Source organism: Oscillospiraceae bacterium (genome assembly GCA_025758045.1).
Taxonomy (GTDB): Bacteria; Bacillota; Clostridia; order Oscillospirales; family Ruminococcaceae; genus Gemmiger.
In genome coordinates this window covers 858,400-870,616 of sequence record CP107208.1, presented here as the reverse complement: position 1 = coordinate 870,616, position 12,217 = coordinate 858,400, and the positions used below count along the sequence as shown (strand labels likewise).

The window sequence follows — 12,217 nt, the reverse complement described above, 5'->3', positions numbered from 1 at the left end:
TTTCGAGCTGGTGTAAGAAATAGGAAAAGGAGAATGGCGTGATTAAGGAATCCTCTGCTTCGCCGCAAACCCGCGTTCGCGGGCCGACAGCAGAGGAAGCGGCCTTCGCTCTTCGCTCCGGCCTGTTGTTTTATACCGAGGTATTACTCGGTATAAAACAACATACGAGAGTAGCACGGCAGCGGCCAGAAGTCCTCGTCGACCAGTTCTTCGGCCTGGTCGGCGGCGGCACGCAGACGGTCCATGGCGGGGATGACCTCGTCGTGGAAGGCGTGGGCCTTGGCGGCTTCGTTGTCCATGTCGCTGACCTTGTCGGTCACGGCCTTCAGGTCGTCGGCGGCATCGGACATCTCATCGGTGTATTTGCTAAGCGCGACCAGCACCTTGCTCTCGGCCTTGGTGGAGATGCCCTCCACAGCGGCGGCCTTGGCGGCGGCAGAGCTGGCCAGCTCGCCCATGTAGGCGGAAGCGGCGGGGATCAGCTGCTTGTTGGCGATCTTCAGCATGGTGCGGGCCTCGATGTTGAGGATCTTGGAGTAGTGCTCCATCTCAACCTCGTAGCGGCTGAGCATCTCGGTCTTGGTCAGGACGCCGAATTCCTCCATCAGTTCGATGTTCTTCTCGTCCTTCAGGGCGATCATGGCGTCCGGGGTGCACTTGCGGTTGGGCAGGCCGCGGCGCTCGGCCTCGGCTTCCCAGGCTTCGCTGTAGCCGTTGCCGTTGAAGATCACACGGCGGTGGGCGTTCAGCGTCTTCTTGACCCAGGCAGCGGCTGCGCACTCAAAGTCGGCAGCGCCGGAAGTCTCGGCCACGAACTCCTTCAGCGCCTTGGCAACGGCGGTGTTCAGGATGGTGTTGGCGTCGGACAGGTTCTCGGCCGAGCCGGGCATACGGAACTCAAACTTGTTGCCGGTGAAGGCGAAGGGGGAGGTACGGTTGCGGTCGGTGGTGTCCTTGCTGAACTTGGGCAGGACGTCGACGCCCAGGTCCATCTTCATCTTGACGGGACCGGCGTAGGGAGAATCGGTGCAGACGGCGTCGATGACAGCCTCCAGCTCCTCGCCCACGAAGATGGAAATGATGGCCGGGGGTGCCTCGTTGGCGCCCAGGCGGTGGTCGTTGCCCGGGGTGGCGACGGAGGTGCGCAGCAGGTCGGCGTACTCGTCAACCGCCTTGATAACGGCGGACAGGAACACCATGAACTGCAGGTTCTCCATCGGGGTATCGCCGGGGTCCAGCAGGTTCTCGCTCTTGGTGCTGATGGACCAGTTGTTGTGCTTGCCGCTGCCGTTCACGCCCTCAAAAGGCTTCTCGTGCTGCAGGCAGACCAGGCCGTGCTTGCTGGCGATCTTCTTCATCATCTCCATCGTCAGCAGGTTGTGGTCGATGGCGACATTGGTGGTGTCGTAGATGGGGGCCAGCTCATGCTGGCAGGGGGCGACCTCGTTGTGCTTGGTCTTGGCGGGCACGCCCAGCTTCCACAGCTCCTGGTCCAGGTCCTTCATGAACTCGGAAACGATGGGGCGGATGGTGCCGAAGTAGTGCTCCTCCAGCTCCTGGCCCTTGGACGGGGCAGAGCCGAACAGCGTGCGGCCGGTCAGCACCAGGTCAAGGCGCTTGTCGTAGTCCTCTTTCTTGATGAGGAAGTACTCCTGCTCGGGGCCGACGGTGGTAGCCACGCGGGGCACGTCCTTGCCGAACAGATGCAGCACCTGGCAGGCCTGGTCGGAGATGGCCTGCATCGAGCGCAGCAGCGGGGTCTTCTTGTCCAGTGCCTCGCCGGTGTAGGAGCAGAACGCGGTGGGGATGCACAGCGTGTCGTCCTTTACGAAAGCGTAGCTGGTGGGGTCCCAGGCGGTGTAGCCGCGGGCCTCAGCGGTGGCGCGCAGGCCGCCGGAGGGGAAGGAGGAAGCATCCGGCTCGCCCTTGATGAGCTCCTTACCGGAGAACTCCATGATGGCGGTGCCATCCGGCTGGGGGCTGACAAAGCCGTCGTGTTTCTCACTGGTGATGCCGGTCAACGGCTGGAACCAGTGGGTGTAATGGGTGGCGCCCTGCTCGATCGCCCAGCGCTTCATCACGCTGGCCACGACGTTGGCGACCTCCAGGTCGAGGGGCTGGCCCTTCTCGATCGTCGCCTTCAGGCTTTTGTAGGTAGAGCTGGGCAGACGCTCACGCATCTCATGCTCGTTGAAAACTTTGCTGCCGTAAAGTTCCATAACGGTTGCTGCCATACTTCTTACTCCTTTATGTACCTAATTACAGAAAAAGGACGCTGCGAAAACACATTCGCAGCGCCCTTGCTGTTATGCCTTTATTATACGTTGTGCATCGCTAAATTGCAACTGGCGATGTGACGAAAACAGGAACGACTTTAAGTGGAAAACTGGATGTTTTGTGAACTGTGCGCGGGGGACGAATTGTGGTATACTTTTACTATAATAAGGAGGGGTCCCCATGGAAATCGAACGCAAATGGATGGTCACAAACTGGCCGGATGAGAAAAGCTTCCCGCTGACCGAGACTTATCAGATGGACCAGGGCTATATCAGTGTGCGCCCCACGGTGCGCATCCGCCGCGAGGCATTGCAGGGCGGCCGCACCGCGCTGGTGCTTTGCTTTAAGGGTGCGGGCACTTTAAGCCGCGAGGAAATTGAAACCGAAATCGATGCAGACCTGTTCGCCAGACTGGAGCACCTCATCGGCAAGCCCCTTATTAAAAAGGAACGCCGCAGCTATCGGCTGCCCGACGGCCTGACCCTGGAAGTCAACTGCGTGGACAAGGGCCTGCCCACGGCGTTCTGGTATGCCGAGGTGGAGTACAAGACCGAGGCCCAGGCCCTCGCCTGGGACCCCGCCGCCGTCGGCCTGGGGGACTACCTCAGCGACGAGTGCACTGGCAAGCCCGGCAGCAGCATGGGCGACTACTGGCAGCAGACCCGGCTTGGCGGTTGAACCTTATATTTGTAAAATCTTGCCGCCCGGCTTTACAAACGGTAACAAAACGGATACAATAATAAGTAACTAAAAAACCGAAAAGGGGAACTGTGAATGAAACGCAAGCTCTTAGTCCTGACGGCGCTGCTGTCGCTGTGCGTGCTGCTGGCGGCCTGCAAAAAATCGGATGACACCATCTCCACCCCCGCCTCCACGGCAACATCCTCTGCCGGGCCGGAGGCTACCCCGGAGCCGACCCTGCCGCCCTACGAAGCCAACGTGCTGACCGGCGAGCCCAAGGGTGCTGATTACCCCGAAGGCCAGCGCATCACCTCCGTGATGGTCAACAACATCGTGGCAGCCCGCCCCCAGCGCGGCCTGTCCAAGGCGGACATCCTCTTCGAGATCAAGGTCGAGGGCGGCATCACCCGCTTTATGCCTGTGTTCACCGACTACAAGACCATCGGTGAGATCGGCCCTGTCCGCTCCGGCCGTGACCAGTTCTTCCGCCTCATCCTGCCCTGGCAGGCCCTGTATATCCACGAGGGCCAGTCCGTTGTCATGCAGCAGTATGCCATCGACTTCAGCTACGGCAACCTGAACAACAACGACGGCGCCAACGGCTACCGCGACTACGGCCGCGTCAACTGGGCCGGCAAGAGCTACAACAACGGCACCCTGGCGCTGGAGCACACGATGTACACCAACTCCGACAACATCCAGGAGTACATCGACAACAACAAGGTGGACATGAACAAGACCTACAACTCCACCTTCTTCAACTTTGTGGACTACCGCCTGGGCACCACCCGCGACCTGTCCAACAGCATCGACAGCGCTTACAGCGATAAGTACGGCCCCGTGGTCGGTGACGGCGAGTATGTCGAGATCGTCCACAGCCAGTCCTACAAGACCCGCTTCATCTATGATTCTGCTTCCAACACCTACAAGATGCAGCAGAACTACTCCGACGGCCAGTGGCGCGATACCGTGGATGAAGCCGCCGATAACAAGGTGCTGACCTTCCCCAACGTCATCGTGCTGTACACCGACATCCACACCTACCCCGGCCACGAGGCCAAGGACCTGCAGTATGCGGAGTACGCCTGGGGCGGCATCGGCTACTACTGCTACGGCGGCAAGTGCGAGAAGATCTACTGGCAGAAGGGCACCCCGCTGGAGGCCCTGCGCCTGTACTACCTGACCGAGGACGGCCAGTGCAGCGACACCCCTGTGGAGATCAACACCGGCAAGAGCTACGTGGCCGTGACCGATGTGGACTTTGCCGGCAACTTCGTGCACAGCAAGCTGGACGGCGTTGACCTGAGCAGCGCCACCACCGTGACCTACGAGCGCAGCTATGTGGAGGATGACGCCAAGGCCGGCGACACCCTGGGCATGTCCACCGACGACCTGACCAACAACGCCACCGGCGCCGGCGAGGCCGAGGACACCACCTCCGGCGAGAGCAACACCGAGGACACCACCGGCAGCGAAGAAACCACCGGGGATACCACCGGCGGCGAGGAGCACGTTGAGCCTTCCGCCGACGGCGAAGAGACCCCTGCCGAATAACCCACGCACTCCAGGGACAGCGCAGCCCGCCCAGGCGGCGGGGAAGCGCTGTCCCTTTTTGAAGTATTGTAGGCACGCTGCGAAAGGCCCCCTCTGGGAGGGAGGCTTTCTCAGCATCTACAAACTAAAACCATCAGAGAGGAAAGTATATGAGAAAATTCCAGGCACTCAGCCTGTCTGCTGCCCTGCTGGCATCGCTGCTGCTGGGCGGCTGTGCCAATAATGCTGCATCTTCCGACGCTGCATCGTCGGATTCGGCTGCTTCCGAACCGGAAGCTACCCCGGAGCCGACCCCCGCGCCCCCGGCGGCCAACCCGCTTACCGGTGCGGCCGACGCTGACTATACCGGCAAGCGTCCGGTGGCCGTCACCCTGCGCAACATGACCGGCAGCACCCCGCAGTGGGGCATTGCCTCTGCCGACGTGCTGGTGGAGGGCGTGACCGAGGGCACCACAGCCAGCCTGATGGCGCTGTACGCCAACCCGGACAGCATCGCCAAAGCAGGCCCCGTCGGCCCGGCCCGCGACCTGCTGCTGCAGGTGGCCCTGCCCCTCAACGCCGTGCCGGTGCACATCGATAAAAACATCTACGCCAGCAACCTGCTCAACACCCTGGCCTACCAGGACCTGGACGGCTACCACATCGGCAAGACGGCCTTCGCCTTTGACCAGGACCGCCAGAACGCTGGCTACGCCGAGGAAAACTGCTGGTACACCACCGCCGAGCTCATCAACAGCGGCCTGGCCAGCTACGGTGTTTCGCTGAACGGCGATAACACGCCGCTTTTCCAGTTTGGCGAGCGCCCGGCGGTGGATCCTGCCGACCGCAGCGGCATGAACCTGACCATCACTTTCTCGCCGGACGACACCGATTGCCTGAACTATGACACCGGCACGGGCCTGTACGCGCTCTCCAACGGCGACGGCAGCCCGGTGCAGGATGCCGACAACGGCCAGCAGGTGGGATTCACCAACGTGTTCGTGTTCTATGCCTCCAGCGGCATTAAGGACGACGGCTATACCCGCCAGTACGATATGACCGCAGGCACCGGCCTGTACCTCCACGGCGGCGCGTGGGAGCGCATCAACTGGACCAAGGAGGATGCCACCGGCCCCTTTGCCATCACCAACGAGGCGGGCGAGACCCTGGTGGTCAGCCCGGGCAAGAGCTTCATCGCCATCTGGGGCGGCTACTACGGCCAGAGCATCTCCCTGACCGCCGCCGATGGCTCCGCCCAGACCCTGCCGGACAAACCGGCCCTGCTGGAAAGCGGCATCTCGGATGAAGCCGCTGCCGCCGCCGAGGCTGACTACAACGCCGCCCAGGAAGCCGCCAGCGCTGAAACCGAACTGGCCCGCGCCCAGGCAGAACTGCCGGACGCCCAGGCTGCCCTGGAAGAAGCCCAGGCCGCCCTGGATGCCGACCCGGAAAACCAGGACCTCATCACCGCCCGCGACAACGCCCAGGCCAACGTCGACGCCCTCAACGCCATTCTGGCGGCGGGTGAACAACAGGATGGACAGGCTGAATAACGGGGGTTCTTGTTCTTTCTTTACAAAGAAAGAACCAAAGAAATTCTAAACAAAAATGCGTGGTACGGTCTGCGACCGTACCACGCATTTTTAATTAAAAATTCTTTTGGTCCTTTTCTTATAAGAAAAGGACGAGAGCTCTCGCTGCTTAGCCCTGCTCTTCTTGCTGCTCAAACGCATCCAGATAGCCGTGGGGGACGACGTCGTAGGCTTCAGCGAGGTGGTCGCGCATCCACATTTCGGCGTCCAGACGCACACTGTAACCTGCGCCCGGGTCGGTCATCCACTCCTCCGGCTTGCGGAAGGGCAGGGCGTGCTGAGACAGCATGTTCATGATGACACCGCCGTGGGTCACGCAGGCGGCCTCCTCGGTGTGGGTCTTGAGCATGTACTCGAACATCTTCATCAGCATGGCCGAGGTGCGGTTAAAGAACATCTGCCGGTCCTCGGCACCCTGGGGCACCGTGCGGCTGGTCGGGTCCATCCACTGGGCGAACTCCGGGTCCTTCACCAACTGCTGCAGGGGCTTGCCCTCAAACTTGCCAAAGGCCATCTCCCGCAAATCGTGCAGCTCGATCTGCCGCACACCGGGGAATAAGATCTCCGCCGTCTGGGTGGCGCGCAGCATCGGGCTGGTAAACACCAGCGGCACCTGCGGGTAGTCAAAATCCTTTTTCAGCGTTTTCAGCTGGGCGCGGCCCTCCGCACACAGGGGCAGGTCGCTGCCGCTGCCAATATACAGGCCTTTCAGGTTTCCCTCCGTCAGGCCGTGCCGGATTAAATGCAGTTTGTAATATTTCAAAGCAATATCTCACTTTCTGTATCTGTATTATAAAAGGATACCGCAAAATAGCGCTTTTGACAACGATAAATGGTTACAATTCAGTTACAAAATAGGCGGAATATAACGGGCTGTATTTTTTCGCCCACAATATTTATACCCGGCGGGGCGGGGCTGGCCCAAATTATGGGGACATAAAAATCCTGCTCTGTTTTCGGGCCGAAAACACCGTCGAAACACGGGTTTACAAAGCGTTTTTTTGCGGATATAATATACATCACGTAGTATGTACACCGAGAAATGACGGTGTGAAAGAGGAATTATATGGCAAGCGAGTTCAACCGTATTCTTGCGCTGCTGCGCAAAGAACGCGGCATCACCCAAAAGCAGGCGGCGGCGGACCTGGGCATCAGCCAGGCGCAGCTGTCCCATTACGAGAAAGGCATCCGGGAGTGCAGCCTGGCATTTGTGGTACAGGTAGCTGATTATTACGGCGTCAGCTGCGATTACCTGCTGGGCCGCAGTGCCGACCGCAGCGGCCAGACCATCAGCGTGGCCGACCTGCCGGAAACCGGCGCCAGCACCAGTGGCAGCGTCTACCGCGGCAGTGTGCTGCCCACAATGTACAAAAAGCTCATCGAAAATTCGCTGGATATTTTGTACGACAAGCTGCAGGAAAGCAAGGATAAGCAGCTGGTCATCCAGATCAGCCAGTATTTGATGCTGGCTGTGTACAAAGTGTTCCGACGCTTGTACGATGCATCGCCAAAAAATGCGGTTGGCATGTTCCGTGTCGGCGCGGCGCGGTGGCAGGGCAATGCCGACGCCGCCATGCACGTGGCCGAAGCCGAGCTGGCTGCCGCCCTGACCGGCGAGGACGGAGGCAAGGACAGCCTGGACCCGGCGACGCTCTCGTTAAGCACCGAGCGCCTGACCCAGGACTACCCCCGCCACGCGACAAGCCTGTTGAACCTGGTGAAAAACGCCGAGGAATCCATGCGTGCGCTGCACCCGGCGGAGTGAGCCATCCATAAGAAACGCAGCCGGGCAGACCCCAACACCAAAAGGGCCTGCCCGGTTTTTGTACGTATTATGCCAGGAAGAAAATTGTAGGGGCCGATGCTCGTCATCGGCCCGCCGGTATGGCAGCACTTGCGGGGCGATGCAAGCAGCACCCCCTACAAAAGAGTGAATGGCTTTTCCTTATATCCCCTTTGCGTGTAAAACTATTGAAAGTTTCTTTGCCTACTTTCTTTGCAAAGAAAGTAGGTCATCCCTGCTCCTTTTCGGCCAATGCTCTCTGGCAGGCGGGGCAGACGGTTTTTCCGTACAGCTGTACCGAGCCGGGGGATACCTGGCCGCACAGGACGCAGGCATCGGCGGGGCGGTACTTGCGCAGCAGGATGGCATCGCCCTCGGTCATGATCTCCAGCGGCGTATCGGTGGTGATCTCAAAGGTGCGGCGCAGTTCCTTAGGCAGCACAACGCGTCCCAAACTGTCGATACTGCGAATAATTCCTGTAGAAATCATAAAGATTCCTCCTCTATTTTCTTACATTCCCCAAAAAATTTGCATTATATTTGGCATTGCTGGTGGTCTGTGACGGCTGGCCCAACAATCTGTAGTTATTATACGAGACATTGGTAAAACTGTCAATATTTGCCATTTTAATTTTCCCGGCAATCGCTCGACACAGGCTGACAATTTCCCGCCGGTTTCCGCAAAAAGGGCCAGCCTTGTTACAAAACTGACACAACCCTGTAACATCCCCCCTGTACAATGCACCTATACGCAAAAGGGGGAATCCGGTATGGTAACCAAAACCGCACGAACCAGGCAGCCCACGCGGGAAATGCAGCGCCGCTGCCGCCGCAAACGCCGGGCCAAAATGGTGCGGCGGCTGCTGTATGCGGCGGCTGTGCTGCTGGTGTCCGGGGCCGTGGCGATAGTGCTGTACGGCGGCAGCCCCCTGCACGCCAGCGCCGAGCCGCAGCCCGTTGCGGCGCCCGCTGATACGCCCGCGCAAGCGGAGCCGACCGCCCAGCCCGCCGCGCCGGGGCAGTATGTGGTGGCCATCGACCCCGGGCACGGGGGTATCAACCCCAACATCGGGGCCGAGGACTGGGGCAGTGAGGCCGACGGCGTGCGGGAGAGCGACGTCACACTGTGCACCGCCCAACTGCTGTACGAGAAACTGGCGGCGGATGGCCGCTTTGCGCCCCTGCTGACCGCCGACGGCAGCACCTACCTGAAGCCCAGCGAGCGTGCCGCCGCAGCCAAAGCAGCCGGGGCCGACCTGCTGCTGTCCATCCATTTAAACAGCGATGCCAGCGCCGCAACCAACGGGCTGGAATGTTACGCCGCGCCGCCCGCCCTGGCCGCCAACGCCGAGAGCGTGCGGTTCGGCCGGCTTGTGACAGCGGCTTTCCGGGACCAGCTGGGCCTGACCCTGCGGGGCTGGGACGGCGTGCGGTACTTATATTTTGACGCCAACAACACCCGCGTAGTCGCGGAATCGTCGGACACGACAGTGCGTTCCGACCCGACCTTTACGGTTTTGGAGGACTGCGGCTGCCCCGCCGTGCTGGTGGAGGAGGGCTTCATCACCAACGCATCCGACCGCGCCGCCCTATGCACCGACTCCGCCTGTGAACAGGCGGCGGAACTGTATTACCAGTGTATCATTGATTTTTTTGAATAAACAGCAAAAGGGTGTCACCACCATGCGGTGACACCCTTTTATAATGCCCTTGCAAATCGGCACTGTAGGGAGGGGGCTTGACCCCTCCTAAGCACTTTTCATTACAACACGTTGCGTCTTTTGTTGCAAACATAAAATTTAGATGTAGGGGACGGCGTCCTCGACGCCCCGGACGGGCCTTGCGTTATCGCCCGTGGAGGGATCAAGACCCCTCCCTACAAACCAACACAAACAACCGCCAAATCTCAAACGGTCAGTCACCCATACAAACTGGAATTGTTCTAAATCTTCGCGGTTGCACCTTCTTGCCCTTCGGACAAGGAGTCTCCCTCGTTCAAAGTTCTTACAAAATTTCTGTTTAACGATTTCTTTTCCCTGTATTCTCTGTCCCTCGGATTTCCTCATGATAGAAATAATCTACGATCACCGGATGTCCCTGCGGGACTCTGCCATAAGGCATTTCATTATCCACAAAGGGACAATCATACTTCTTAGCCATTTCCGCAGCTTTTACTTCAAGCACTTCAAAGTAGCTGCGGTTATGCTTGTTATAGATCTCATCGTAAAGCGGTACAAGATCAGGATATTTTTCGGCGATATAATCCATAATTGTCTTTTTGAAACCGCCTCGAAGATTGAGATTTTCGAGCCAGAACAGATCGCACTGATCCTTTACCCGCTCAAAGATGGCTTCAAAGTCCGTGATACCGGGGAATACCGGGGATACGAAACAGACTGTACGGATACCTGCTTCATATACCTGCTTCATAGCAGCAATACGGCACTCAATGCTAGAAGCAGAGTCCATATCGTTCTTGAAATTTTCATCTAGTGTGTTGATCGACCATGAAACGGTTACTCGTCCAAGCTTCTTCAGCAGATCAATATCTCGTACCACAAGATCCGACTTTGTGCAGATCAGAATATCTGCGTCACTGCCGATCAGCTGCTCCAGAAGTTTTCTGGTATTCCCGAATTGCTCCTCCTGTGGATTGTAGCCATCTGTCACAGAACCGATGACCACCCGCTGTCCGGCATATTTCTTCGGATTCTTAATTTCCGGCCAATGCTTCACATCAAGGAAAGTGCCCCATTCCTCCTTGTGTCCGGTAAAGCGCTTCATAAAAGAAGCATAGCAATACTTGCAGGCGTGTGTACAGCCTACATATGGATTGACCGAGTAACCGCCTACCGGCAGACTGGACTTGGTCATGATGTTCTTTGTTTCCGCCTCATTAATGAGGATTCCATTTATTACTTCTGCCATGAACTCTGTACCTCCAACACTTTATTGAATTCATCCGGCATTTCCTGAATCATATTTTCATTCCCTATGATAGGGACAAGATCTTCCTTCATAAATACCGGAATGTCAAGCATATGAGCCTGATCCGTCAGAGACCATGCCCATTCCGGCTCCGTATGAATCTTCCTGCTCTGAGCCCCGGTCATAGTGCCGACAACGATCCAGTTGATCCCGGAAAGATCAACTGAACCTGGATTGTCGAATAGCGGCTCAAAGGTAACATGATAGTGTTTTGCTCTGATGTTTTTCCGAAGGGCGTCGATACGCCACAGTTCGGCTTTCCTCGTCACCGTAACACCAAACCATGCGTTTTCCAAATCTGTATCAAAATCCAGCAGATCTGGTCGCTTTGTAAGGAACAGGAACTGATGCTGTGGATTTTCACGGATTTTTTCAAATACCTCGTCTCTCCATTCTGACTTCCAGCCGGAAAGATCGCTCATACCGGTAAGAAGAAAGTTCTGCGGACGTTTCTTTTCCATCATCTTGAGCTTACCCGGAAAGAATTCAGGGTCAGCAAAGTCATCAATCATATGCCAGCGTTTCACATTATTGCGGGCATAGCAATATGCACACCCCACTGTACATCCGATGACGATATTCATGTTTTGAATCTGATCTTTGATACAAATACTCATGATTTCTGCCACTCCTCAAGATTCTTTCTGATGCGGTCGAGGCATTCCTCAAACTGGGTAATTTCTTCCTCCGAAAAACCTTTGTAGTAAATACTGCCCATTTTATCAGATACAGAATCGTATTCGCCCTTTAAGGCATGTGCTTTTTCAGTCAGAAACAGGAGTGTTTTCCTTTTGTCCGTTTCAGACTGAACACGTCTTATCAGCCCTTGATTTTCCATTCTTTCCAGCATCGTAGTAAGAGAAGTTATCGCTAATCCACATTTAATCGAGAGTGACCTGATTGAGATTCCATCTTCCTGCCACAGTACATAAAGAATACGCCCTTGGGCTCCGTTAAACGCATCAATATTCTTTTCGCTGAGAATCTTCTCAAAGATTCGATCTCCAAGTTGTTTTATTTTGGTAACAAGAAATCCGCCATTCATGTTCACACAAAAACTCCTATATAGTATTTTATCAAATAATACTATATAGGAGTTTTACTGTCAACAGTTTGTATGTCTAAGTAGAAGTAAATCCCGATTTGTCCAATTAAACAAACCGGAAGTTGTCTTACTTCTTGTCATTGAAGTAGATGATAAAAGCACCCATTACTGCAATAGCAATGAGCAATCCAAACTCATCCCAATTACCTAAAAGTTCAAGTCCTACGACCGTACCTAAATAACCAACAATCAATGTAACAATTACTGCCAAAATCGCTTTACCCATATAATCACACTCCTTTGTCAAATTTCGATTTG

General features: G+C 56.7%; 12 protein-coding genes. 5 read left to right on the top strand and 7 right to left on the bottom strand.

Going from position 1 to position 12,217, the window contains the following annotated elements:
* Nucleotides 1-143: 143 nt before the first annotated feature.
* The gene (locus tag OGM81_04200; GenBank protein UYJ44344.1) at nucleotides 144-2,234 is read right to left on the bottom strand and encodes a glutamine synthetase III; all 2,091 of its coding nucleotides are present in this window, start codon (nucleotides 2,232-2,234) and stop codon (nucleotides 144-146) included.
* 223 nt (nucleotides 2,235-2,457) lie between these two features.
* Between OGM81_04200 and OGM81_04195 the strand changes: the two genes are divergently transcribed.
* The 3 genes from OGM81_04195 (at nucleotide 2,458) to OGM81_04185 (ending at nucleotide 6,044) form a co-directional block, all read left to right on the top strand.
* Complete coding sequence (locus OGM81_04195) at nucleotides 2,458-2,955, top strand: hypothetical protein (protein UYJ44343.1); 498 nt, start codon at nucleotides 2,458-2,460, stop codon at nucleotides 2,953-2,955.
* 96 nt (nucleotides 2,956-3,051) lie between these two features.
* On the top strand, nucleotides 3,052-4,512 hold the full coding sequence (locus OGM81_04190) for a DUF3048 domain-containing protein (GenBank protein ID UYJ44342.1): 1,461 nt from the start codon (nucleotides 3,052-3,054) through the stop codon (nucleotides 4,510-4,512).
* Between the two features lie 149 nt (nucleotides 4,513-4,661).
* The gene (locus OGM81_04185) at nucleotides 4,662-6,044 is read left to right on the top strand and encodes a DUF3048 domain-containing protein (GenBank protein UYJ44341.1); all 1,383 of its coding nucleotides are present in this window, start codon (nucleotides 4,662-4,664) and stop codon (nucleotides 6,042-6,044) included.
* Between the two features lie 148 nt (nucleotides 6,045-6,192).
* Here OGM81_04185 and OGM81_04180 read toward each other — a convergent pair whose 3' ends face one another.
* Nucleotides 6,193-6,846, bottom strand: a complete 654-nt coding sequence (locus OGM81_04180; protein ID UYJ44340.1) for a histidine phosphatase family protein — start codon at nucleotides 6,844-6,846, stop codon at nucleotides 6,193-6,195.
* Between the two features lie 303 nt (nucleotides 6,847-7,149).
* Between OGM81_04180 and OGM81_04175 the strand changes: the two genes are divergently transcribed.
* Nucleotides 7,150-7,848: a helix-turn-helix transcriptional regulator gene (locus OGM81_04175; GenBank protein UYJ44339.1), complete on the top strand. Its 699-nt coding sequence runs from the start codon at nucleotides 7,150-7,152 to the stop codon at nucleotides 7,846-7,848.
* 247 nt (nucleotides 7,849-8,095) lie between these two features.
* Here OGM81_04175 and OGM81_04170 read toward each other — a convergent pair whose 3' ends face one another.
* Nucleotides 8,096-8,356: an AbrB/MazE/SpoVT family DNA-binding domain-containing protein gene (locus tag OGM81_04170; GenBank protein ID UYJ44338.1), complete on the bottom strand. Its 261-nt coding sequence runs from the start codon at nucleotides 8,354-8,356 to the stop codon at nucleotides 8,096-8,098.
* Nucleotides 8,357-8,636: 280 nt separating this feature from the next.
* On the opposite strand from OGM81_04170, the gene OGM81_04165 reads away from it, so the two are divergent.
* Nucleotides 8,637-9,527, top strand: coding sequence for an N-acetylmuramoyl-L-alanine amidase (locus tag OGM81_04165; protein ID UYJ44337.1), 891 nt, complete (start codon nucleotides 8,637-8,639; stop codon nucleotides 9,525-9,527).
* A 358-nt stretch (nucleotides 9,528-9,885) separates the two neighbouring features.
* Here the strand turns inward: OGM81_04165 and OGM81_04160 are convergent, their stop codons facing one another.
* The 4 genes from OGM81_04160 to OGM81_04145 form a co-directional block, all read right to left on the bottom strand.
* On the bottom strand, nucleotides 9,886-10,794 hold the full coding sequence (locus OGM81_04160; protein ID UYJ44336.1) for a radical SAM mobile pair protein B: 909 nt from the start codon (nucleotides 10,792-10,794) through the stop codon (nucleotides 9,886-9,888).
* Entirely contained in the window at nucleotides 10,782-11,471 is a 690-nt protein-coding gene (locus OGM81_04155) for a radical SAM mobile pair protein A (protein ID UYJ44967.1), read from the bottom strand. The genes OGM81_04160 and OGM81_04155 overlap by 13 nt, the downstream gene beginning before the upstream one ends.
* On the bottom strand, nucleotides 11,468-11,905 hold the full coding sequence (locus OGM81_04150; GenBank protein UYJ44335.1) for a radical SAM mobile pair system MarR family transcriptional regulator: 438 nt from the start codon (nucleotides 11,903-11,905) through the stop codon (nucleotides 11,468-11,470). The genes OGM81_04155 and OGM81_04150 overlap by 4 nt, the downstream gene beginning before the upstream one ends.
* A 121-nt stretch (nucleotides 11,906-12,026) precedes the next feature.
* Nucleotides 12,027-12,185, bottom strand: coding sequence for a binding-protein-dependent transport permease (locus tag OGM81_04145; GenBank protein ID UYJ44334.1), 159 nt, complete (start codon nucleotides 12,183-12,185; stop codon nucleotides 12,027-12,029).
* Between the last annotated feature and the right edge of the window lie 32 nt (nucleotides 12,186-12,217).

What these genes read in the sequence shown, in the direction of transcription:
- OGM81_04200 (UYJ44344.1), bottom strand. Translation starts at nt 2,234, where the DNA reads ATGGCAGCAACCGTTATGGAACTTTACGGCAGCAAAGTTTTCAACGAG.
- OGM81_04195 (UYJ44343.1), top strand. Translation starts at nt 2,458, where the DNA reads ATGGAAATCGAACGCAAATGGATGGTCACAAACTGGCCGGATGAGAAA.
- OGM81_04190 (UYJ44342.1), top strand. Translation starts at nt 3,052, where the DNA reads ATGAAACGCAAGCTCTTAGTCCTGACGGCGCTGCTGTCGCTGTGCGTG.
- OGM81_04185 (UYJ44341.1), top strand. Translation starts at nt 4,662, where the DNA reads ATGAGAAAATTCCAGGCACTCAGCCTGTCTGCTGCCCTGCTGGCATCG.
- OGM81_04175 (UYJ44339.1), top strand. Translation starts at nt 7,150, where the DNA reads ATGGCAAGCGAGTTCAACCGTATTCTTGCGCTGCTGCGCAAAGAACGC.
- OGM81_04170 (UYJ44338.1), bottom strand. Translation starts at nt 8,356, where the DNA reads ATGATTTCTACAGGAATTATTCGCAGTATCGACAGTTTGGGACGCGTT.
- OGM81_04165 (UYJ44337.1), top strand. Translation starts at nt 8,637, where the DNA reads ATGGTAACCAAAACCGCACGAACCAGGCAGCCCACGCGGGAAATGCAG.
- OGM81_04160 (UYJ44336.1), bottom strand. Translation starts at nt 10,794, where the DNA reads ATGGCAGAAGTAATAAATGGAATCCTCATTAATGAGGCGGAAACAAAG.
- OGM81_04155 (UYJ44967.1), bottom strand. Translation starts at nt 11,471, where the DNA reads ATGAGTATTTGTATCAAAGATCAGATTCAAAACATGAATATCGTCATC.
- OGM81_04145 (UYJ44334.1), bottom strand. Translation starts at nt 12,185, where the DNA reads ATGGGTAAAGCGATTTTGGCAGTAATTGTTACATTGATTGTTGGTTAT.